The organism is Duganella sp. Leaf61, from assembly GCF_001421905.1.
In the GTDB taxonomy this organism is placed as follows: Bacteria; Pseudomonadota; Gammaproteobacteria; order Burkholderiales; family Burkholderiaceae_D; genus Rugamonas; species Rugamonas zoogloeoides.
Map to the genome: position 1 here is coordinate 209,611 of NZ_LMLM01000028.1, position 19,645 is coordinate 229,255.

A 19,645-nucleotide genomic window follows, 5' to 3' on the forward strand; every position below is an offset into this window, starting at 1 on the left:
CATGGCGGGTACTCTCAACCCTAACCTCCTACTGGCCGTACCTCTGGCGCCGCTGGTCGGCTCCGCGATTGCGGGTTTGTTAGGAACCAAATTCTTTGGCAATGTCGTGGGACGCAAAACTTCCCACACGGCCACCATCCTGGGCGTGCTGATCGCCTTCATCCTGTCGGCGATGACGTTCAACGAGGTGCTTGACGGCGCCACGTACAACGGCACCGTCTACCACTGGATGACGGTGGCCGGCATCAACTTCGAGGTCGGCTTCCAGATCGATACGCTGTCCGCGATGATGATGTGCGTGGTCACGTTCGTGTCGCTGATGGTGCACATCTACACCATCGGCTACATGGCCGAAGACGAAGGCTACAACCGCTTCTTCTCGTACATCTCGCTGTTCACGTTCTCGATGCTGATGCTGGTCATGGCCAACAACTTCCTGCAGCTGTTCTTCGGCTGGGAAGCAGTGGGCCTGGTCTCGTACCTCTTGATCGGTTTCTGGTACAAGCGTCCTACCGCGATCATCGCCAACATGAAGGCATTCCTGGTCAACCGCGTGGGCGACTTTGGCTTCATCCTCGGCATCGGCCTGCTGCTGGCCTACGCCGGCACCATGAACTACCAGGAAGTGTTCGCCAAGAAAGACGAACTGGCGCTGCTGACCCTGCCAGGCACCGACTGGGCGCTGCTGACCGTAGCGTGCATCTGCCTGTTTATCGGCGCCATGGGTAAATCGGCCCAGTTCCCGCTGCACGTGTGGCTGCCGGACTCGATGGAAGGTCCTACCCCGATTTCGGCACTGATCCACGCCGCGACCATGGTTACCGCCGGCATCTTCATGGTGTCGCGCATGTCGCCGCTGTTCGAGCTGTCGGACACCGCGCTGTCGTTCATCCTGGTGATCGGTTCGATTACCGCGCTGTTCATGGGCTTCCTGGGCATCATCCAGAACGACATCAAGCGCGTGGTCGCTTACTCGACGCTGTCGCAGCTCGGCTACATGACCGTGGCACTCGGTTGCTCCGCTTACTCGGTGGCCGTATTCCACCTGATGACCCACGCATTCTTCAAGGCACTGCTGTTCCTGGGCGCCGGTTCGGTCATCATCGGCATGCACCACGACCAGGACATCCGCAACATGGGCGGCCTGCGTAAATACATGCCGATCACCTGGATCACGTCGCTGCTCGGTTCGCTGGCACTGATCGGTACGCCGTTCTTCTCGGGTTTCTACTCGAAAGACTCGATCATCGAAGCCGTGCACGAGACCCACATCTGGGGCGCCGGCTTTGCCAACTTCGCCGTACTGGCCGGTGTGTTCGTGACCGCGTTCTACTCGTTCCGCATGTACTTCCTGGTGTTCCACGGTAAAGAGCGTTTCGGCCAGGCCCATGCTCACGGTCACGATGCCCACCACGATGCGCACGCACCAAAAGCTGCCCACGGTGCACATGATGCCCACGGTCATGACGACCACCACGAGGAAGACGAAGACGACCACGCCCACCATGGCCTGGAACCTGGCCAGAAGCCGCATGAATCGCCATTCGTGGTCTGGTTCCCGCTGGTGATGCTGGCGATTCCTTCGGTCATCATCGGCTACCTGGCCATCGGCCCGATGCTGCACGGCGACTTCTTCAAGAACGTGATCTTTGTCGGTGAAAACCACAAGGCCATGGAAATCCTGGGCGAAGAGTTCCACGGCGCCATGGCGATGGCGATCCACTCGCTGACGACCTTGCCGCTGTGGCTGGCAATTGCCGGTGTGGCCAGCGCGTACTACTGCTACATGATCAATCCACGGGTACCGGCCTGGTTCTTCGCCAAGTTCACCGCAGTGCACACGCTGCTCGAGAACAAGTACTACATGGACAAGTTCAACGAGGTGGTGTTCGCCGGCGGTGCCCGCCTGCTGGGCAACGGCTTGTGGAATGTCGGCGACAAGACCCTGATCGACGGCCTGCTGGTCAACGGCAGCGCCAAGGTCGTGAACTGGTTCTCGAAGCTGGCACGTTTGGGACAGACGGGTTACATCTACCACTACGCCTTCGTGATGATCCTGGGCATCCTGGGGTTCCTGGTCTACTTCCTGCCGTTTTGGCACGCTTAATTAGCTGATACGCATAGAGATAACGAAAACCATGATGCAGTCAACCATATCTACATTACCTCCGTACCTGAGCCTGGCGATCTGGCTCCCGATCGTGTTCGGCGCCCTGATTCTGGCGCTCGGCCGCGACACCAACGCCGGCCTGGTACGTATCGGCTCGCTGATCGGCGCCATCATCAGCTTTGCAGCAACGATTCCGCTGATTACCAACTTCGACAATGCCCATCACGGCATGCAGTTCGTGGAAAGCAGCAAGTGGATCGACACCTTCAACATCTACTACTCGCTGGGCATCGACGGCCTGTCGCTGTGGTTCGTGCCGCTGACCGCCTTCATCACGGTGATCGTGGTGATCTCGGCCTGGCAGGTGATCCAGTCGCGCGTCGCACAATACATGGGCGCGTTCCTGATCCTGTCCGGCCTGATGATCGGCGTGTTCTGCGCCATGGACGGCCTGCTGTTCTACTTCTTCTTCGAAGCGACCCTGATCCCGATGTACATCATTATCGGCGTGTGGGGCGGTGAAAACCGCGTGTACGCCTCGTTCAAGTTCTTCCTGTACACGTTCTTCGGTTCGCTGCTGACCCTGGTCGCAATCATTTACCTGTACCGCACCACCGGCAGCTTCAACATCCTCGACTGGCACCTGGCGCCGTTGACGATGAAGGAACAGATCTTCATCTTTGCCGCGTTCTTCATGGCGTTTGCCGTGAAGGTACCGATGTTCCCGGTCCACACCTGGCTGCCGGACGTCCACGTGGAAGCGCCTACCGGCGGTTCCGCCGTGCTGGCCGCGATCATGCTGAAACTGGGTGCCTATGGTTTCCTGCGCTTCTCGCTGCCGATCACCCCTGACGCGTCGCACTACCTGTCGGGCTTTGTGATCACGCTGTCGCTGATCGCCGTGATCTACATCGGCCTGGTGGCCCTGGTCCAGAAGGACATGAAAAAACTGGTCGCCTATTCGTCGATTGCGCACATGGGCTTTGTCACCCTGGGCTTCTTCATCTTCAATCCGATCGGCGTGCAGGGCGGTATCGTGCAAATGATTTCGCACGGCTTCATCTCGGGCGCCATGTTCCTGTGTATCGGTGTGCTGTACGACCAGGCCCACTCGCGCCAGATCGCCGACTACGGTGGTGTGGTCAACAAGATGCCGAAGTTCGCAGCACTGTTCGTGTTCTTCTCGATGGCCAACTGCGGCCTGCCAGCAACCTCCGGCTTCGTCGGCGAGTTCATGGTGATCCTGGGCGCGGTGCAGTACAACTTCTGGATTGGCCTGCTGGCTGCCACGGCTTTGATCTTCGGCGCGGCTTACTCGCTGTGGATGGCCAAGCGCGTGATCTTCGGCAAAGTGACCAACCACCATGTGGCCGCACTGGTCGACGTGAATGGACGCGAGTTCTTCATGCTGGGCGTGCTGGCGATTGCCGTGTTGTACATGGGTCTGTACCCAGCGCCGTTCACCGACACCATGCAAACGTCGGTGGCCGACCTGCTGGCCCATGTTGCCAAAAGCAAGTTGCCTTAAAATGAAATTGAACACCGGAACATCGAGAAAATCCTAATGATTACACCTATTCCACAAGAGGCGTTCAACATCGCCCCGGCGTATGCCGAGGTCACGATGATCGTCGGCGCTTCGCTATTGCTGCTGGTCGACATGTACCTGTCGGAGTCCAAGCGCTCGATCACGTACCTGCTTTCGCTGGCACTGCTGGCCGTTTGCGCGACCATCAGCTACGGCGACTTCATGGCCGGCACCACCACGTACACGTTTAACGGCATGTACGTGTCCGACCCGATGTCGAACCTGCTCAAGCTGTTCACGTACCTGGCACTGGGACTCACCCTGATTTATTCGCGCCAGTACACCACCCAGCGCGGCATGATGACCGGCAACCTGGGCGGCGAGTTCTACGTCCTGGCGCTGTTCGCCGGCCTGGGCCAGATGATCATGATCTCGGGCTCGCACTTCCTCACCATCTACCTCGGTGTGGAACTGATGTCGCTGTCGCTGTACGCGCTGGTCGCCCTGCGCCGTGACAACCACAAGGCTACCGAAGCGGCGATGAAGTACTTCGTCCTCGGCGCGCTCGCTTCGGGCTTCCTGTTGTACGGTATGTCGATGCTGTACGGCGCCACCGGCACGCTGGAAATCTCGAAAGTGGCTGCTGCCGTTGCTGCCGGCACCATCAAGCCGACCATCCTGGTGTTCGGTATCGTGTTCCTGGTTGCTGGCCTGGCATTCAAACTGGGCGCCGTGCCATTCCACATGTGGGTACCGGACGTGTACGAAGGTTCGCCAACCGCAGTGACCCTGCTGCTGGGCGGCGCACCGAAGATCGCCACCTTTGCCGTCTGCATCCGCCTGCTGGTGGAAGGCCTGCTGCCGCTGGCAGGCGACTGGCAGCAAATGCTGATGGTCCTGGCCGTGATGTCGCTGGTGATCGGTAACCTAACCGCCATCGCTCAGACCAACCTGAAACGTATGCTCGCTTACTCGACCATCGCCCAAATCGGCTTCGTGCTGCTGGGCCTGCTGTCGGGCGTGGGCACCACCGTCGGTACCGGCGGCATGGAAGCGGCCTACAGCGCGTCGATGTTCTACGTGGTTACCTATGTGCTGACCACCGTGGGCACCTTCGGCTTGCTGATGCTGCTGTCGCGCGCCGGTTTCGACGCCGACAACGTCGCCGACTTCAAGGGCCTGGGCAAGCGCAGCGGCTGGTTCGCGCTGATGATGACCATCATGATGTTCTCGATGGCCGGCGTGCCACCGCTGGTCGGCTTTGCCGCCAAGTTCTCGGTACTGAACGCAGTACTGGGCACCGGCCAGGTATGGCTGACCATCATCGCGGTGATGTTCTCGCTGATCGGCGCCTACTACTACCTGCGCATCGTCAAAACCATGTGGTTCGACGAGCCGGTTGACAGCGCACCGCTGGATGCCCCGGCCGACATGAAAGTGGTCCTGAGCCTGAACGGCGTTGCCATCCTGGCGCTGGGCGTGCTGCCAGGCCCGCTGCTGGCCGTGTGCGCCGCCGCCATGAAAGTGACGCTGGCTACCTGATGGACGTCAATGTTGCCAGCTGGTTGGTGATCGCAATTGCTATCGCGGCCGCCAACCTGCCATTCTTTAACGACAAGGTGCTGGCCCTGGTGCCAGCACGGTGGTCGAACGAAGCCAAGCCGCTGTACGTACGGCTGGCCGAGATGATCGGCTTGTACTTCGTGGTGGGCGCCATCGGCATGGCGCTCGAAGCGCAGATCGGCACGCGCTTCCCCCAGACCTGGGAGTTCTACGCGATTTCCGCCTGCCTGTTCCTGGTGCTCGGCTTTCCGGGCTTCATCGTGCGCTACCTGCGCCGCCCCCGCGATTAATGTTCCGCTGATACACTGTTGCTCTTCGAACCCCTGGAGAGCAGCACGTGAATCTGACCGAAACCCGCCTCGATGGCGAACTGGCCTACGATGGCCACTTCCTCAAAGTCCAACGCGATAATATCGAACTGCCCGATGGCCGCCACGCCGTGCGCGAGTACATCAAGCATCCGGGCGCGGTCGTGATCCTGCCCGTGTTCGACGATGGCCAGGTCCTGCTGGAAAACCAGTTCCGCTATCCGCTGCACCGCGCCTTCATCGAATTCCCGGCCGGTAAACTCGATCCCAACGAAGACCCGCTCGATTGCGCCAAGCGCGAACTGGTCGAAGAAACCGGCTATACCGCCACCGACTGGCAGTACGTCTGCACCATCCACAACGCGATTGCCTATGCCGACGAACACCTCGACATCTACCTGGCGCGCGGCCTGGTCGCGGGCGAACAAAAGCTCGACGACGGCGAATTCCTCGAACTGTTTACCGCGCCGCTCGACGACCTGCTGCAATGGGTGCGCGAAGGCAAAGTGACCGACGTGAAAACCGTGATCGGCGCGTTCTGGCTCGACAAGCTGCGCGCCGGCGACTGGAAGCTGGGCTGACCGCATGCGCGTGCTGGCGCTCATGTTGATGCTGGCGGTGCCCGGCGCCGCCGGCGTGCTGGTGCCGGCGCCTGCCGCCGCTGCGGCAGCTGCCCGCACGCCGTTCCAGATCCGCTGCGAAGACACGATCAGCAAGACCATCTCTGTCCTCTCCAGCAAGAACAACGGATTCACCATCAACAACCAGCTGCCATACCGCGCGCTGACCCTGAAGACCGGCAGCATCGACGGCCGCCGCGAAACGCTGGGTTTGACGGTGACGCGCGCGCAGTATTCGGCCACGCTGGGCGGGCCGATGTTGCAGGACCCCGTGAGCGGCTACGAGTGCGTGGCCCCCAAGGTAGAGCTCAAGCTTAATTATGCGCCGGTGCTGATCTACGTCGGCAACGAGTTCGCGCCCGGCACCTGCGCCTATAACGTCATTCTCGAGCACGAGCAGCGCCACTTGAAGGCGTACATGGACAACCTGGTGCGGGTGGAAAAAGTGGTGCGCGCGGCGCTGGAAAAGCGCTTTGACGCCAGGCCGCTGTACGCGCCGTCGGGCACCGCGCAATCGGCGCTGCAGCACGAGATCAACAGCATCTGGTTCCCGTTCATCAAGGCGGAATTCGACAAGGGCAACGTGGAACAGGCTAAAATCGACACCCCGCAGGAATACGCGCGCTTGGCCGAGACCTGCAACGGCGATATCCGCCGCATCATCGAACAGCGCCGCCGCAAACAATAGAACTACATGACCGACACCAATCAATCCCCCCGCTATTTTGCCTTGCTGCCCGCCGCCGGCGTCGGCGCGCGCATGGCCGCCAACGGCCCCAAACAATACCTGCCGGTCGGCGGCAAACCGCTGCTGCGCCACGCGGTGGACGCATTCCGCGCCAGTCCGCTCATCGCCCACACCTACGTGGTGGTCAGTCTTGAGGACGGCCAGATCGACGCCGTGGTGCCGCCGGGCCTCGACGGCGTGACGGTGCTGCGCTGCGGCGGCGCCACCCGCATGGATTCCGTGCTGAATGGCCTGCGCGCGCTGCACGGCCAACTGTCTGATACCGACCTGGTAATGGTGCATGACGCCGCCCGTCCGGGTTTGACGCCGGCGCTGATCGAAAAACTGGTGCAGGGCGTGGGCGACCATCCGGCAGGAGGCTTGCTGGCCTTGCCGGTAGTCGATACCGTCAAGCGCAGCGGCGATCAGGTTGCCACCGTGCCGCGCACCGGCCTGTGGCTGGCGCAAACGCCGCAGATGTTCAGCTACGCGCTGCTGCTGCGGGCACTTGGCAGCGCCCCGGACGCCAACGCCATCACCGACGACGCCAGCGCGGTCGAGATGCTGGGACTGTCGCCGCGGCTGATCGAAGGCCATCCCCGCAATCTCAAAGTCACGCTGCCGGCAGACATCCGCATTGCCGAGATGTACCTGGCTGCCACCGAATAAACCATTGAAAGAATCTATGAGCAAATTACCATTCCGCATCGGCCAGGGCTACGATTGCCACGCACTGGTCGAAGGCCGCAAGCTGATCATCGGCGGCGTCGACATCCCGCACCATCTTGGTCTGCTGGGCCACTCGGACGCCGACGTGCTGCTGCACGCGATCACCGACGCCATCCTGGGCGCCGCCGCGCTGGGCGACATCGGCAAGCATTTCCCGGACACCGACGCGCAGTTCAAGGGCGCCGACTCGCGCACCCTGCTCAAGGAAGCCGCGCGCCGCGTGGCCGCCACCGGCTACCGCATCGGCAATATCGACGCGACCATCATCGCCCAGAAGCCGAAGATGGCGCCGCACATCGCCGCCATGTGCGCCAACGTCGCCGAGGACCTGGGCGTGGACATCGGCCAGGTGAACATCAAGGCCAAGACCAATGAAAAGCTCGGCTACCTGGGCCGCGAAGAAGGCATCGCCGCCGAAGCGGTGGCCTTGCTGCTGGCAGACTGATGGCGCGCGACATTTACGCCTACCGCCAGGTGGCGGTGCACTCGGTGCAGCGCGGAGCGGCGGTGGAAATCCACCCGGTGCCGGGCCAGGCGTTTTCGCCGGAGCTGCTGGTGCAATGTTCGCATCGGTTGAAAGACCTGGAGACATACCCGCTGGGTACGTGCTTCCTGCTTGACGCCAAGCTGACGGACCGGCGCGGCCACCAATACATGTATGCGTGGCATGGCGACGCGGTGCAGGTGTTGTCGCCGAAACAGACCAAGGCGTTCCTGGCCGAGTTCCGGCGCGGGCGCATTTAAAATGAGATAAAATTAAATGTTTTATCGGAACTTATATTCTTTTAAAATAAATCTCTCGAATGGCCGAGCATTTTTTTGCATTTTTAAATAAAACCGCAAGATAGCAATCTTTGTAATTTTCCTCAATGATATTTTTTAATTCAGAGTGAATTTTTCCAACTTCAATCGAGTTAATTTTTTTTGTTCCGGAACGCAACATCAAATGTTCAATAAATCTGTTGCCATGTACAGCAAGTTGTTCATCTCGGCCAGTTTTATCTTTCATAAAGTTTGAAATTGCTTCAGATGCGAGACGATGCTTCTGGACATCTGCCCACATGTCCTTTGCGACTATATTTCGGTCGAAGAGTTTTTGATAGTGACCGTTAGGGTCGGTAAGCGAGCCTGCATTTCTCTTTGCGACTACTACACTAGCCACATTTTCGCCGCATATTGCGATTGTCATAGCCAGTTCTTGAACGTCTAATCCTTTTGTTTTGTCTCGCACCTTTTCACCGCGTCGATAGCAATACTGTACTCCCATAGCGCTAAAAGCCTCTGCAATACCATCTTGAACAGCCTCAAGAGCAAGGAAATCCTTGGGTTCCACGCGATTCTGAGTATTCGTTGCAGTTGTGATTTTATTTGCAATATCAATGGGGGCCTTATCAAGCGATATGATTTTAATTTGAACGTAGCCCTTTTTAACTTCTGATGGAGATTTTAAATAGGCACGAGCGATAGAAGAAGTAGTCTGCGCGCCGTTGACAATTTTTATATTTCCAACGCTCCAATACGAACTATCCTTCTGGTCACCCAAACCAATTGGTTTTCTCGAAATAGAGTCAGCAATGGCCGTAATGCCATTGTTTAGATACCAAAATTCGGTTGGTGAATTAATTAGTGTTTCTTCTATGTGAGCGTTGATCTCACTATCAGATAAAGCAGAACGGATATTTTCGGTAAAAAGGAGGTCCTCATGCTCTTTATGCCATTCAGCAATATCTGCGCAAGATACTTTGCCATAGACTGAATAGTAAGGATCTTTTTGGTCACCCCATTGAAGTAAATTGACGTCAATGTCAGTTTTTGCACCGGACTTTGCGCTTTTTATTGTTCGAATAAGGTTGCGAAGATTAAAGGATTTGAAGGTGACAACCTCCTGTGCATCGCCATTGTTTTCGTTCAGAAAGTCATCAATGATGGATTGACATTCTCCGCTAATAGGGTTCTCGCTGTTAAATGCGGCTACCAAAACAATTTGCGGGTCACTCCTAATTCCAACGGCTATTTGAGGGCTGATTGAGCCCATGCGTGAATTAAATTTTTTCCAATCCTCATTTAATAAATCATATACGCCAGCGATGAATTTTCTTATCTCGCCGGTGTCGATAGTTCCGGTCCCTTTGGCAGACCATTTTGCTTGGACCAGGTATAATTTATTGCGTGCAGGGTCGTAGAACGCTCCATCAATTCCATTATCTTTAGAGCCATCAATAATGAAATCAACTATATTTTTGTAAGGTTGTCCGCTTAGTCCAGAGAGGCAAATTGCTACTAATCCTCTTGAATACATTTTACTTAAATCACCGGCAGTATCTTTAAGGAAGAGAAGGTCTTGCAACGACGATTCGATATGATTTTTAATTCGCGTGGTGAGGATTACACTCATAGTTATCCAATAAGAATTTATGTTAATTTAATTGTCTCATGGAACTACTTGGTTGTGCAATTTTTTGGATTGGCAGTCAATGTACCGCCGCCAACTTCACCGACGGCCCGCCATCCTCATCCCCGAACCGCCAGATCACCAGCGCCATCGCCAGCGCAAAAGCACCGCCGGCAATCATCACGCCCGACACCCCCAGGTGATCGGCCACGATGCCGCCGACCAGCGCGCCGCCCGCCAGCGCCACCTGCGCCGTCGAGACGAACACCGCGCCGCCACTCTCCATCGCATGCGGCGCCGCCTTGAACATCCAGCTCTGCACCGAAATCGGCATCATGCCAAAACCCAGTCCCCAGGTCACGATCAGCAGCACCACGCCCGCCAGCGACGTGCCCACCAGCGGCAGCGCCAGGGTCGAGAGCCCGATCACCAGTCCCACGGTCATAAACGACCGCCGCACGCTGCGCGCCACCAGCCAGCCGCCGAGCAGGTTGCCGATAAAGCCCGCCACGCCATACGCCAGGAACAGCGCGCTGATCACCCCCGCACCGAGCTGCGCCACCTGCACCAGGAATGGCGTCACATACGTGTAGGCCGAGAACTGGCCGATAAATACCAGCAAGGTCACCGCCATGCCCAGGCGCGCCTTCTTGATACGCAATAGTTCCGGCACCTGGCGGAATGTCAGCGAGCCGGCAGCCGGCAGGCTGGGCATCAGCGCCAGTTGCAGCACCAGCACCACCATGCCGACCGCGCCGGTGGCGAGAAAGGCCGCGCGCCAGCCGGCGATCTCGCCCAGCAGCGCGCCGGCCGGCACCCCGGCCACCGTGCCCACCGAGACGCCGGCAAAGATAATCGACGTCGCCCGCGCTGCATAGGGCGCCGACACCAGCCGCGTGCCGATGGCGCCGCCGATGGCCCAGAAACCGCCGACGCCTACGCCGAGCAGCGCACGCGCCAGCAGGATCAGGGTGAACGAATCGCTGAAGGCCACGATCAGGTTGGAGATGATCAGCGTGGTAGTGAGACCGGCAATCACATAGCGGCGGTCGGTCTTGCCGATGGCGATGGTAACCAGGATGGCCGCAAACGCAGCAATGATGCCGGGCAGGGTGACCATCATGCCTGCCGTGCCCTCCGAGATGCGCAGCTCGGCCGCAATCGATGGCAGCAGGCCGACCGTAAGAAACTCGGTGGTCACCAGCGCGAACGAACCGATGCCGACCGACAGCACGGCCAGCCAGGCGGCGCGGGTGGGCGGGATGAATGCGGGATCGGGTGCAGGATCAGTTACAGGATCGGGCAAGGCGTCCGCAGGCAAAGCCTGGGCAGTGGAAGTCTGTTGCATAATATGGGATTCCGGGTGGGTTGAGCAGGTCCGTAAAAACGCTTGAGTTTTTTACTGGTCGGTTCATAATGAATCCACTGCTGCTTGCTGTCAACGAGTTTTTAACCGAATGGTATGAAAGAATCCGCATCCACCACCCGCAAGACCGGACGCCCGCGCACCTTCGACGCCGATACGGCGCTCGACAAGGCGATGAAGGTATTCTGGGAAAAAGGCTACGAAGGCAGTTCCTTGCCGGAGCTGACCGAGGCGATGGGCATGAACCGGCCCAGCCTGTACGCCGTGTTCGGCAACAAGGAAAACCTGTTCCGCCTAGCGCTGGAACGTTACGGCGCCACCCACGACCCACTGTTCAACGCCGCCTTGCAGCTGCCGACCGCGCGCGCCGTGGTCGAGCATTTTTTGCGCGGCAACGCCGACGCCCAGACCGAAGCCGACAACCCGCAAGGCTGCCTGGTTATCAACGGCGCGCTAGCGTGCAGCGACGACGCGCTACCGATCCGCGCGTCGCTGATCGAGCGCCGGGCCCTGAGCGAAGCGCGGTTGAAGCAGCGCCTGGAGCAGGCGCGCGACGAGGGCGACCTACCGGCCGACTGCTGTCCGGGCCAGATGGCGCGCTACGTGATGACGGTATCGAACGGCATGGCCGTGCAATCAGCTGCCGGCGCCTCGCGCCGGCAGCTGCAGGAGGTGGTCGATCATGTGTTGCGCGGTTGGCCGGGCTAGTGCCGGCTTGCCTTCACGCCATTGCCGTAAACGCCCGGAAAGTCGATGAACCGGGCCGGCCGGCACCTATCGTGGCGCTGCGGTGCGGGTGCGCAGTGCGTCGATAAATTGGCCCGGCTGGTCGAGACTGAGATAAATGGCCGATACCGGCGTCAGGCGCCCCCAGAGGTTGGGCAACACGCTGCCTTCGCGCAGTTGCACCCGCACATTGAGCAGGCCCATCTGACGGAATCGCAGGATGCCCGGCTGGCGGCGCACGTCGTCGGTGCAGGTATCGACCAACGCTACCATGGCATAGGGCACCACGCGGTCGGCGGCCAGCACGCCGCTGCGTACGATCAGCGCATTGCCGTCGAGCGAGATCGGGCGCCAGCGGGTGGCCCGGTACTCGGCGACAAAATACAACAGCCCCCACAAGGTCAGCAAGGTGACGGTCCAGGCCACCCATGACTCCTCTACCGTGAAATACAGCAGCACGTGCGACAGCGGCATTTCGAACAGCATCATCATGATCATGCCGAACTGGTTCGATGCATTACCGTTATTGGTGTCGTAGCGGAAGTGCTGCTCGCCACGGAATTGCAGGCGGCTGCCATCGCGCATGAACAGCGCGTAGTACCAGATCCGCACCTCGAACAGGGCGATCTTGCTGCGCACTGCTGATTCCATCACCGCGTCGATATTGCTGCTGGTGCGCAGCATCTGCCGCACGCGCGGCACCAACAGCGCCAGCAGATACAGCTCCAACGCCACCTCCGCCGCAATCAATATCAGCGAATACTTCGCCAGGCCCGTGTCCTGCCCGTAAGAGAGCAGACGGCCGATCAGCAAACCGCCCGCCGCGATCGCGGCCGAGGCCGTCAGCAGCTGTTTGGGCGCGGGGCGGAAAATAATGTAATACACCAGCGGCACGAACACCAGTACGTCCAGCAGCAACGGCCACACGGGGCGATAGCTGCCGTAGTCGTTGGCGACAAACGCCGTGTTGAAATAACAGTAATAGGCCGCGATGACCAGCGCCACGAATCCTGCAAATACATTTCTCTTGCGCGCTGCGCTGTGCATTTTTTTATGAGGGTATTCCATAATTTCGCCAAAACAGATAAAAAACCACGCCGCAAGAAAAACCGTGGATGCCGAAGTTCAACGCGGACTCGGCATAGTTCAACCAGGCCATGACCATCGGTTCGCCATTCGCAAAAAGTTTCGCCGTGTCCCCATGCCATGTTCCATTTGCCGTGTAGCCGTCGATAGATCGAGGGAAGCCAAGCACAAGGTAGGGCAGTGCGGCAATCAAGGCGCCGGAGCCGCTCAGGCTCAGAAACCCGAGCTTTTCGGTTCTGTACAACATGCCGAAGCAGGGCACACCAAACAACATGACCGCCAGGCCTGCTACCAGCAGAACCGCCATCAAGTAAAAAAGGAACACCTCAAGCGGCGGCAGCTCGAGTTTCCAGAACGGGAACAGCGTAAACAGGCCGATCAATGGTTGCAGAAGAATGGCGACGAGCGCTGCGAGATAGAGATGAACGGACTTCATGGAATCGGTGAGGAGGCGCTACCCTGATTTGCGGGAGCCGCTGCCTCGAATTCGTCGATCAGGTCTTGTAGCTCGGACCATGCTTCGTCCCGATAAAAATTGATCGCGATCGGATAGCGCGGATCTTCCGCAACGCAGCGATTGAATTCGTGCATGAACTGGTCACGATCATGGATATAAAGCACGAACTCCCTGAGACCGGCGCCGATCCGGCGATAGACTTCCATGCAAAATCCGCCAAGCTCGACTTTCGCCAGCGCGGCCTCGAGCTTTAACATATGCTGGTTTTCTTCCGTGCCGGGCATGCCTTGTCCGGCCGCGCCGTCGTATTCCCATCCAACCACTGTCAGCCAGGGCATGGCGGTCCGAGTATCGACATCCGGCATCTCCGGAACATACGTCCAGAGAATCGGCAGGCCGTCCTTTAAGGTGCGAACAATACGTCCAGGCGTTTCAATTTTGCTTTTCATCGTTCAGGCGTCATCAAATCAAGGTGGGCTTAGTCAAATAATAAGCGATTTCGGTGTCGCTAACGGGCTACGCGCCCACCCCTGAGCCGCGTAAAATCGGTCTGCCCTGGTGTTGGCGCCAGTGCTCAAATGAACGCGCTCATGGCCGCTGTCGAATAACCAATTGACGGCTAGGCCGAGCAAGGATTTGGCCAGTCCTTGCCCCTCGTGGCCCGGTCGCACGAACAATGCCCAAATGGAGCCATCCGCCTTGGCAGCGTAGCAGAATGCGATAATTTTTCCGTCTCTCTCGGCAACCCAGCCGCGCCCAGCCGCTTCCAGGAAGTCTTCGTACATCGCCCTTGTAATACGATTCGGGTCGGACAGGACATTTTCCGTAACGGACAGGCGGATATGCGACATTGCGGCAATATCGTTGGTGTTGGCTTGCCGGAACATGGTGCGAAAGCCGTAGCCGACGGTGTTGAATGCAATAGGCTGTCGCTTGTAATGTCCACATCGCCCCCACGAATTTTTAATCGAAGCCATAAGAATACTGGCTAACCCCGCCACGGCGCTCTAATTATTTCCAAACACCAATGAAACATCTACCGTGTTAATGTCAACGTTACAATGATCATCCGCACCAGACCGGTGATGCATGATCAACCTGACCCACGCCATGACAGCTACCGCTGCCCCGCACGACGCCACTTTTTTCATCGCCCTTAACGCCGGCTCCGGCCATTCGGAGACCGACGAACGCCGCTCCACCATCGAGACCGTTCTGCGCCAGGCCGGCCGGCATTTCGAACTGACCATGATCGACGAGCCCGGCACCATTGACGAGATCGCCGCCAGGCTGGCCAAGCAGGCGGCCGACAGCGGCGGCGTGCTGGTGGCCGCCGGCGGAGATGGGACGATCAACGCGGTGGCGCGGCAGGCGGTGGCGCATGGTTGCCAGTTCGGTGTGCTGCCGCAGGGAACCTTCAATTATTTCGGCCGCACCCATGGCATCCCCGAAGACTTGAGCGAGGCGGTGCACGCGCTGCTGGCTGCGCGCGTGCATCCGGTGCAGGTCGGGGTGATCAATGACCGGGTATTCCTGGTCAACGCCAGCATCGGCCTGTATCCGAAAATGCTGGAAGAACGCGAAGCGGACAAGAAGCAGTTCGGCCGCAGCCGACTGGTGGCGGCGCTCTCGGCCCTGAAGACGCTGCTCAGTCCTCATCAACGATTGCGCCTGGTGCTGCAGATCGACGGCAAGCCGCAACGCCTGCGTACCGCCACTTTTTTCGTCGGTAATAACCGCCTGCAAATGGAGCAGATCGGTATTCCCCCGCTGAGCGATGCGCTCGAAGATGGCCGCCTGGCGGCTGTGGCGCCGCGTACCAAGGGCAAGCTGGGCATGTTGTGGCTGATGCTGCACGGCGCGCTGGGCCGGATGGGGCGGCTGAACCAGGCGGACGAGCTGACCACCTTCAGTTTCAAACAGATGGAAGTGCAAGTGCGCAGCCTGTCGCGGCGGCGCCAGGTCAAGGTCGCCACCGACGGCGAGATCACCATGATGGACAACCCTCTGGAAATCCACGTGATGGATGAGCAGTTGCTGTTGTTAAAGCCCGAGCCCAAGTCGGCCGTCGCCCATTAAGCGTCTCAGGCGATCCCTGCCAAGTCGTTGCCGGTCCGCCAACCGTCACTTTGACGCAGTCCATGGATTAAAAACGTTCACCCCCGTGGGTTTGAAATCGCTGGCGTTTCGGGTAACCACTGTCATGCCATGTACAAGGGCGGTTGCGGCGATGAGCGCGTCGCGTTCGCTTCGTTTGTCGGGAACATGAAGTCGGGCGCAGCGTAGTGCTACGGCGGTATCGACCGGCAGTGTACGTCCCGAGAACTCGGGCAGTACGTACTCCTCCAGCCAGCGGCGCAACAGTGTTCCTTGAATGGCATCCTTACGTTCTATCGACAGTACGCCAAATTCCAGTTCCAGTACGGTGATGGCCGACACAAAGAGGTCGCCCGCATCAACGCTTTCTATCCAAGCCGTCACATTGGTATCGGCTTTGCCATGACTCACTTTACGCAATTCGGACACCACATTGGTGTCGAGAATAAACATCATGAGAAATCAGCCGGCAGCGTATCGATGGTTGCAGGGGGCGGATCAAATTCGATGTCGGCGATACCGGGCATCGCCAACGCATCGGCAATGTTGCGTCGCTGCTTGGTGAGCCTTTGGTAATCTTCAAAACTCAGCAGCACGTGGGCCGGCCGGCCACGATCAGTGATGAATACCGGGCCGCCATTCGCGGCGCGTTTTGCTTCGCTCACTCCTTGGTTGAAGTCGCGACTGGATATGGTGGTGATATTCATGGCAATACCTCGTACCGTGCTAATGTAGTCATGTTACTACATGGCCGGCAGATTGCTAGCGTAGATTACGACGAAATTGCCATGCGCTTGCCGGAATGGCAATGCATCGCAGCAAACCGGCAGGCACCAGCGCCCGCCGCTCCTGTTATTCCTTGTTGGAACTCGTCGCCAGCGCCACGATCGCAATTCCCGCTGCGACAATCAGCGCATCTTCGATCAGGCCGCTGCGGGTCTGGCCGATGCGGGCCATGCCTTGCTTGCGGCCGGCAAGCGTCAGGTAGGCCATCGGCACGGCGGTGGCGACGGCCACTGCGGCGCCCGCGCCTTCGCGGCCCTTGGGAGCGAGGGCGGCGCCGGCGATGCCGGCACTGGCGACGCGGGCGATCAGGCCCAGGGCGACGGTGCGGTCGGGGGCGGTCTTCATTTTGTCGCCGTACAGTTCGCCAGCGCCCATGGCCAGCGCGCCGAATTTGAAGATCGGGCGGTCAAGCAGGAACAGCTCGCCCGGGGTACGGCGGCCAGCCAGGCGGGCGGCGGCGATGGTAGCCATCGGGGTCATCGAACGGGCGCTGGCGACAGCGCCGATCAGGACGGAGGAGAGCAGGCTGCGGATAGTCATGTGGTTTCCCGGTGAGTTAAATGATGGTCGAATCGACATCAATATAGCCCACCGCTCACACAAGCGCCGTCTCCTTGCCTTGCCGACACTGATTAGTCGGTCACCTCGCCATCGCTGTCGTCATCGCCGTCGCCAAAACCGTCCCTGACCGAACGCGCCCGCGCTGCATCCGCGCCTTCCTTGAGCTTGGCAGCATTGGTGAGGAATTGCTCGAGGTTGCGATCCGGGCTTTGCCGTAGTTCGGGCGGCAGCAGCACCGACATGTACAGCTCGTCGGACGTGCGGCCCGTCGATTGCGCATTGTTGAGCAGCGACAGCGCCGAACCGACCACCAGCATCACCCACGCCGTGATGGCGAAGCGGCGCGGGTGGTGCGGCTTGATGGTAATGAGGTGGAAGAACAGCATCGCGCACACGATGGCCAGCGTGACCAGGCTGCCGTAACGGGTGAACACTTCGGCCGACCAGGCGTAGGCGATGACGTTGCTGAGCGCGCGCCAGATGAACACGGCTGCCATGCTGCTGCCGAGGATGAACAGGTGGCGGCCCATGCGCGCATGGCTGCCGAACAGGCGGTTGGCCAGGCCCCAGGCGCCGGCCCACAGCAGGCCCAGGCCCAGGCTAGACGCCAGCACCAGCAGGTAGCGGATCAGGGCGAATGGTTCGATGTCGGAAATCCACGTACCGATGCAGCTGAACACGGCGATCAGCGCCAGGCCGATGGACGCCGGCACCGTGCCTTCCCAGCCGTGCATGGTGGTGTCGGCCACTTCGGCCGGCACCGGGAAGTCGGCCGAACGGATGCGCAGGCGCGTGTGGCCCAGGCGCACCACGGTATTGCCCTCGACGACGACGCCAGCACCATCGGCGCGCTTGCCGTGGGCGAAGGTGCCGTTCTTGCTGCCGAGGTCGCACAGCAGCAGCTTGCCGTTCTCGTCCAGGTCCACGATCGCGTGCGATGCGGCGCTGTGGGCGTCGTCGAGGATGACGTCGTTGTCGTAGCCACGGCCGATGCGGATCGGTAGCGATGCCACCTTGTGCCGGTGCAGCACGTCGCCGTTGCGCGCCAGGATTTCGATGAAGTACGGGGCGGTCATCGTGCATCTCCGGCTGCCGGCTTGGCCGGCACGGTTTTCTTGGGCGCCACAGGTGGGGAAGCCGAGAAGGAATTGAGGAATACTTGCGTGAGGCGCATGCCGTTGTCGTAGGAAACGCCGCGTGCGTCGAGCCGGCTTTGCAGGCTCATCGCGCCCTGGTCGGTGGCGGCGGTGAGCAGGGCGAAGTCGTACAGGCCGGCGAACTTGCGGTAGGCGCGCACGCACAGCACCGCGCGCAGCGGCACGTCCTTGCTCTTGACGAAGTCTTCCGTGCAGTTGGGGCCGGTCAGGCGGCTGTCCTTGAAGCTGCCGAAGTGCTCGTTCTTGAACGACGCGGAAGCGAGCTGCGAAAAGCGCAACTGGTCGAGGCCGTTACTGCGCATGAACTGGTGGCGGATGTTGATCTGGCCGGTCTGCAGGGAGCCGCTGATGAAAATCGCCGACTCCATCGCGCAACTGGCGTCATCCACCGTGAACGGCTTGTCGGCCTTCACGCTCGAACGGCCCCAGCAACGCATCTGCTCGGACTCGCGCACCGGCACCATGTACGGGCCCATCGGTTTCAGGCTCAGAGGAGTGGCCAGCAATTGATCGACCATGGCGCGCTGGTGGCTGAGCAACTGGCTTGCCACCACGGCGTTGAAGTCGGCCGGCGGCTTCGGTTGCTGCTCGACTTTCCGCAGCAAGTCCTGGGCAAAGCGGGCCGGCACCAGGAAGCTGACCAGCTCGCCGTCGAGGCGCTTGGACACGTTGATGCCGGCCACCGAGCCATCCACCGTCACGCTGGGACCGCCGCTCATGCCGGAGTTGATCGGACCGGTAAACATCAGCTGGTCATAAAAGCTGCGGGCGATCACGCCGTTGTAGGCGCCTTCCGAAATCGCAAAGCCGAGGTCGAGCGGATTGCCCATCGAATACAGGTACTGGCCCTGGGTCAGGCCGGCCAGTTTTTCCGGCATCTTGAAGAAGCCGGTGCCGTTGCGGCTCACGCGCAGCACGGCCAGGTCGTGCAGCACATCGACCGCCAGCAGTTCCACGTTGCCGCGCTTGCCGCTGGTATCGACCCATTCGCCGACATAGGTGTCCGGGTCGAGCGCGAATTGCGAGACCACGTGGTAGTTGGTCACCACCAGGTTGCTGGTGCCGATCAGAAAGCCGGAGCCCACCGACGACTGCGTGCGGCCGCTTTTAAGCAGCGAGCGCACTTGCAGGATGTCGTTCTTGGCGGAGGCGTACAGGTGCTGGGCGGCGGACGAGGGCGGTGGAAGTGGCGCGGAGTCGGCAGTGGCGGCGACCTCGCCGGGGGCACCCGGTGCAGCGGTCGGCTTGCCAGCAGCACCCGCCGTGAGCGGCGCCGCCGGGGCGGCTTTCGCCGCAGGGGCAGCCGGCACAGCGGCTGGCGCATTCGCGGGAGCTGCCGCTGGCGTATTGGCTGGCGCTGCCAGCGCGCCGGCGCTGGCCCAGGTCATGGCAAGTGAAGCAACAATTACGGTGAATTTCATGCAGTTCCTGG

General features: G+C 60.0%; 22 protein-coding genes. 11 read left to right on the forward strand and 11 right to left on the reverse strand.

Features of this window, described 5'->3' with window-relative positions; translation table 11 throughout:
- The first annotated feature begins 1 nt into the window (after position 1).
- Genes nuoL through ASF04_RS16100 form a run of 9 tightly spaced genes read left to right on the forward strand, consistent with a single transcriptional unit; the run spans position 2 to position 8,329 of the window.
- A complete protein-coding gene (gene nuoL, locus ASF04_RS16060; RefSeq protein ID WP_056143686.1) occupies positions 2 to 2,107 on the forward strand; it encodes an NADH-quinone oxidoreductase subunit L in 2,106 nt (701 codons plus the stop codon).
- Between the two features lie 31 nt (positions 2,108 to 2,138).
- Positions 2,139 to 3,638, forward strand: coding sequence for an NADH-quinone oxidoreductase subunit M (locus ASF04_RS16065; protein ID WP_056143688.1), 1,500 nt, complete (start codon positions 2,139 to 2,141; stop codon positions 3,636 to 3,638).
- Between the two features lie 36 nt (positions 3,639 to 3,674).
- On the forward strand, positions 3,675 to 5,180 hold the full coding sequence (gene nuoN, locus ASF04_RS16070; protein ID WP_056143691.1) for an NADH-quinone oxidoreductase subunit NuoN: 1,506 nt from the start codon (positions 3,675 to 3,677) through the stop codon (positions 5,178 to 5,180).
- Positions 5,180 to 5,491 carry a DUF2818 family protein gene (locus tag ASF04_RS16075; RefSeq protein ID WP_056143694.1) on the forward strand — a complete coding sequence of 104 codons (312 nt, stop codon included), beginning with the start codon at positions 5,180 to 5,182 and terminating at the stop codon, positions 5,489 to 5,491. Before nuoN ends, ASF04_RS16075 begins: the two co-directional genes overlap by 1 nt.
- Before the next feature lie 47 nt (positions 5,492 to 5,538).
- Positions 5,539 to 6,090, forward strand: a complete 552-nt coding sequence (locus ASF04_RS16080; protein ID WP_056143696.1) for an NUDIX domain-containing protein — start codon at positions 5,539 to 5,541, stop codon at positions 6,088 to 6,090.
- A 4-nt stretch (positions 6,091 to 6,094) separates the two neighbouring features.
- Positions 6,095 to 6,817 carry a hypothetical protein gene (locus tag ASF04_RS16085; RefSeq protein WP_056143699.1) on the forward strand — a complete coding sequence of 241 codons (723 nt, stop codon included), beginning with the start codon at positions 6,095 to 6,097 and terminating at the stop codon, positions 6,815 to 6,817.
- 6 nt (positions 6,818 to 6,823) lie between these two features.
- Entirely contained in the window at positions 6,824 to 7,525 is a 702-nt protein-coding gene (ispD, locus tag ASF04_RS16090) for a 2-C-methyl-D-erythritol 4-phosphate cytidylyltransferase (RefSeq protein WP_056143702.1), read from the forward strand.
- Between the two features lie 16 nt (positions 7,526 to 7,541).
- Positions 7,542 to 8,030: a 2-C-methyl-D-erythritol 2,4-cyclodiphosphate synthase gene (gene ispF, locus ASF04_RS16095; RefSeq protein ID WP_056143705.1), complete on the forward strand. Its 489-nt coding sequence runs from the start codon at positions 7,542 to 7,544 to the stop codon at positions 8,028 to 8,030.
- Positions 8,030 to 8,329 carry a hypothetical protein gene (locus ASF04_RS16100; RefSeq protein ID WP_056143708.1) on the forward strand — a complete coding sequence of 100 codons (300 nt, stop codon included), beginning with the start codon at positions 8,030 to 8,032 and terminating at the stop codon, positions 8,327 to 8,329. The genes ispF and ASF04_RS16100 overlap by 1 nt, the downstream gene beginning before the upstream one ends.
- 31 nt (positions 8,330 to 8,360) lie before the next feature.
- Here the strand turns inward: ASF04_RS16100 and ASF04_RS26895 are convergent, their stop codons facing one another.
- Together ASF04_RS26895 and ASF04_RS16105 are read right to left on the reverse strand one after the other, a co-directional pair.
- On the reverse strand, positions 8,361 to 9,980 hold the full coding sequence (locus ASF04_RS26895) for an AIPR family protein (protein ID WP_082488812.1): 1,620 nt from the start codon (positions 9,978 to 9,980) through the stop codon (positions 8,361 to 8,363).
- A 76-nt stretch (positions 9,981 to 10,056) separates the two neighbouring features.
- Positions 10,057 to 11,325: an MFS transporter gene (locus ASF04_RS16105; RefSeq protein ID WP_056143712.1), complete on the reverse strand. Its 1,269-nt coding sequence runs from the start codon at positions 11,323 to 11,325 to the stop codon at positions 10,057 to 10,059.
- A gap of 114 nt (positions 11,326 to 11,439) precedes the next feature.
- On the opposite strand from ASF04_RS16105, the gene ASF04_RS16110 reads away from it, so the two are divergent.
- Positions 11,440 to 12,051 carry a TetR/AcrR family transcriptional regulator gene (locus ASF04_RS16110; RefSeq protein ID WP_056143716.1) on the forward strand — a complete coding sequence of 204 codons (612 nt, stop codon included), beginning with the start codon at positions 11,440 to 11,442 and terminating at the stop codon, positions 12,049 to 12,051.
- 66 nt (positions 12,052 to 12,117) lie between these two features.
- On the opposite strand, the gene ASF04_RS16115 is transcribed toward ASF04_RS16110, so the two are convergent.
- Genes ASF04_RS16115 through ASF04_RS16130 form a run of 4 tightly spaced genes read right to left on the reverse strand, consistent with a single transcriptional unit; the run spans position 12,118 to position 14,589 of the window.
- Complete coding sequence (locus tag ASF04_RS16115) at positions 12,118 to 13,074, reverse strand: hypothetical protein (RefSeq protein WP_156368667.1); 957 nt, start codon at positions 13,072 to 13,074, stop codon at positions 12,118 to 12,120.
- 46 nt (positions 13,075 to 13,120) lie between these two features.
- Positions 13,121 to 13,591, reverse strand: a complete 471-nt coding sequence (locus tag ASF04_RS16120; protein WP_056143721.1) for a hypothetical protein — start codon at positions 13,589 to 13,591, stop codon at positions 13,121 to 13,123.
- Positions 13,588 to 14,061, reverse strand: a complete 474-nt coding sequence (locus tag ASF04_RS16125) for a DUF695 domain-containing protein (RefSeq protein WP_056143724.1) — start codon at positions 14,059 to 14,061, stop codon at positions 13,588 to 13,590. The genes ASF04_RS16120 and ASF04_RS16125 overlap by 4 nt, the downstream gene beginning before the upstream one ends.
- A gap of 33 nt (positions 14,062 to 14,094) precedes the next feature.
- On the reverse strand, positions 14,095 to 14,589 hold the full coding sequence (locus tag ASF04_RS16130) for a GNAT family N-acetyltransferase (RefSeq protein ID WP_229205073.1): 495 nt from the start codon (positions 14,587 to 14,589) through the stop codon (positions 14,095 to 14,097).
- Between the two features lie 112 nt (positions 14,590 to 14,701).
- On the opposite strand from ASF04_RS16130, the gene ASF04_RS16135 reads away from it, so the two are divergent.
- A complete protein-coding gene (locus ASF04_RS16135) occupies positions 14,702 to 15,691 on the forward strand; it encodes a diacylglycerol kinase family protein (protein ID WP_056143727.1) in 990 nt (329 codons plus the stop codon).
- Positions 15,692 to 15,736: 45 nt separating this feature from the next.
- Here ASF04_RS16135 and ASF04_RS16140 read toward each other — a convergent pair whose 3' ends face one another.
- The 5 genes from ASF04_RS16140 to ASF04_RS16160 form a co-directional block, all read right to left on the reverse strand.
- Positions 15,737 to 16,165, reverse strand: coding sequence for a type II toxin-antitoxin system VapC family toxin (locus ASF04_RS16140; protein ID WP_200931102.1), 429 nt, complete (start codon positions 16,163 to 16,165; stop codon positions 15,737 to 15,739).
- Complete coding sequence (locus tag ASF04_RS16145) at positions 16,162 to 16,416, reverse strand: type II toxin-antitoxin system Phd/YefM family antitoxin (RefSeq protein ID WP_056143730.1); 255 nt, start codon at positions 16,414 to 16,416, stop codon at positions 16,162 to 16,164. The genes ASF04_RS16140 and ASF04_RS16145 overlap by 4 nt, the downstream gene beginning before the upstream one ends.
- Before the next feature lie 145 nt (positions 16,417 to 16,561).
- Positions 16,562 to 17,035 (reverse strand): hypothetical protein, encoded by a 474-nt coding sequence (locus ASF04_RS16150; protein WP_019920306.1) that lies wholly within the window; start codon positions 17,033 to 17,035, stop codon positions 16,562 to 16,564.
- A gap of 92 nt (positions 17,036 to 17,127) precedes the next feature.
- On the reverse strand, positions 17,128 to 18,132 hold the full coding sequence (locus ASF04_RS16155) for an FHA domain-containing protein (protein WP_056143733.1): 1,005 nt from the start codon (positions 18,130 to 18,132) through the stop codon (positions 17,128 to 17,130).
- Positions 18,129 to 19,634: a serine protease gene (locus ASF04_RS16160; protein WP_056143736.1), complete on the reverse strand. Its 1,506-nt coding sequence runs from the start codon at positions 19,632 to 19,634 to the stop codon at positions 18,129 to 18,131. Before ASF04_RS16160 ends, ASF04_RS16155 begins: the two co-directional genes overlap by 4 nt.
- Between the last annotated feature and the right edge of the window lie 11 nt (positions 19,635 to 19,645).

Excerpts from the sequence above, each read along its gene's own strand:
- nuoL (WP_056143686.1), top strand. The coding sequence starts at position 2 with ATGGCGGGTACTCTCAACCCTAACCTCCTACTGGCCGTACCTCTGGCG.
- ASF04_RS16065 (WP_056143688.1), top strand. The coding sequence starts at position 2,139 with ATGATGCAGTCAACCATATCTACATTACCTCCGTACCTGAGCCTGGCG.
- nuoN (WP_056143691.1), top strand. The coding sequence starts at position 3,675 with ATGATTACACCTATTCCACAAGAGGCGTTCAACATCGCCCCGGCGTAT.
- ASF04_RS16075 (WP_056143694.1), top strand. The coding sequence starts at position 5,180 with ATGGACGTCAATGTTGCCAGCTGGTTGGTGATCGCAATTGCTATCGCG.
- ASF04_RS16085 (WP_056143699.1), top strand. The coding sequence starts at position 6,095 with ATGCGCGTGCTGGCGCTCATGTTGATGCTGGCGGTGCCCGGCGCCGCC.
- ispD (WP_056143702.1), top strand. The coding sequence starts at position 6,824 with ATGACCGACACCAATCAATCCCCCCGCTATTTTGCCTTGCTGCCCGCC.
- ispF (WP_056143705.1), top strand. The coding sequence starts at position 7,542 with ATGAGCAAATTACCATTCCGCATCGGCCAGGGCTACGATTGCCACGCA.
- ASF04_RS16100 (WP_056143708.1), top strand. The coding sequence starts at position 8,030 with ATGGCGCGCGACATTTACGCCTACCGCCAGGTGGCGGTGCACTCGGTG.
- ASF04_RS26895 (WP_082488812.1), bottom strand. The coding sequence starts at position 9,980 with ATGAGTGTAATCCTCACCACGCGAATTAAAAATCATATCGAATCGTCG.
- ASF04_RS16105 (WP_056143712.1), bottom strand. The coding sequence starts at position 11,325 with ATGCAACAGACTTCCACTGCCCAGGCTTTGCCTGCGGACGCCTTGCCC.
- ASF04_RS16110 (WP_056143716.1), top strand. The coding sequence starts at position 11,440 with ATGAAAGAATCCGCATCCACCACCCGCAAGACCGGACGCCCGCGCACC.
- ASF04_RS16120 (WP_056143721.1), bottom strand. The coding sequence starts at position 13,591 with ATGAAGTCCGTTCATCTCTATCTCGCAGCGCTCGTCGCCATTCTTCTG.
- ASF04_RS16125 (WP_056143724.1), bottom strand. The coding sequence starts at position 14,061 with ATGAAAAGCAAAATTGAAACGCCTGGACGTATTGTTCGCACCTTAAAG.
- ASF04_RS16130 (WP_229205073.1), bottom strand. The coding sequence starts at position 14,589 with ATGGCTTCGATTAAAAATTCGTGGGGGCGATGTGGACATTACAAGCGA.
- ASF04_RS16135 (WP_056143727.1), top strand. The coding sequence starts at position 14,702 with ATGATCAACCTGACCCACGCCATGACAGCTACCGCTGCCCCGCACGAC.
- ASF04_RS16140 (WP_200931102.1), bottom strand. The coding sequence starts at position 16,165 with ATGATGTTTATTCTCGACACCAATGTGGTGTCCGAATTGCGTAAAGTG.
- ASF04_RS16145 (WP_056143730.1), bottom strand. The coding sequence starts at position 16,416 with ATGAATATCACCACCATATCCAGTCGCGACTTCAACCAAGGAGTGAGC.
- ASF04_RS16150 (WP_019920306.1), bottom strand. The coding sequence starts at position 17,035 with ATGACTATCCGCAGCCTGCTCTCCTCCGTCCTGATCGGCGCTGTCGCC.
- ASF04_RS16155 (WP_056143733.1), bottom strand. The coding sequence starts at position 18,132 with ATGACCGCCCCGTACTTCATCGAAATCCTGGCGCGCAACGGCGACGTG.
- ASF04_RS16160 (WP_056143736.1), bottom strand. The coding sequence starts at position 19,634 with ATGAAATTCACCGTAATTGTTGCTTCACTTGCCATGACCTGGGCCAGC.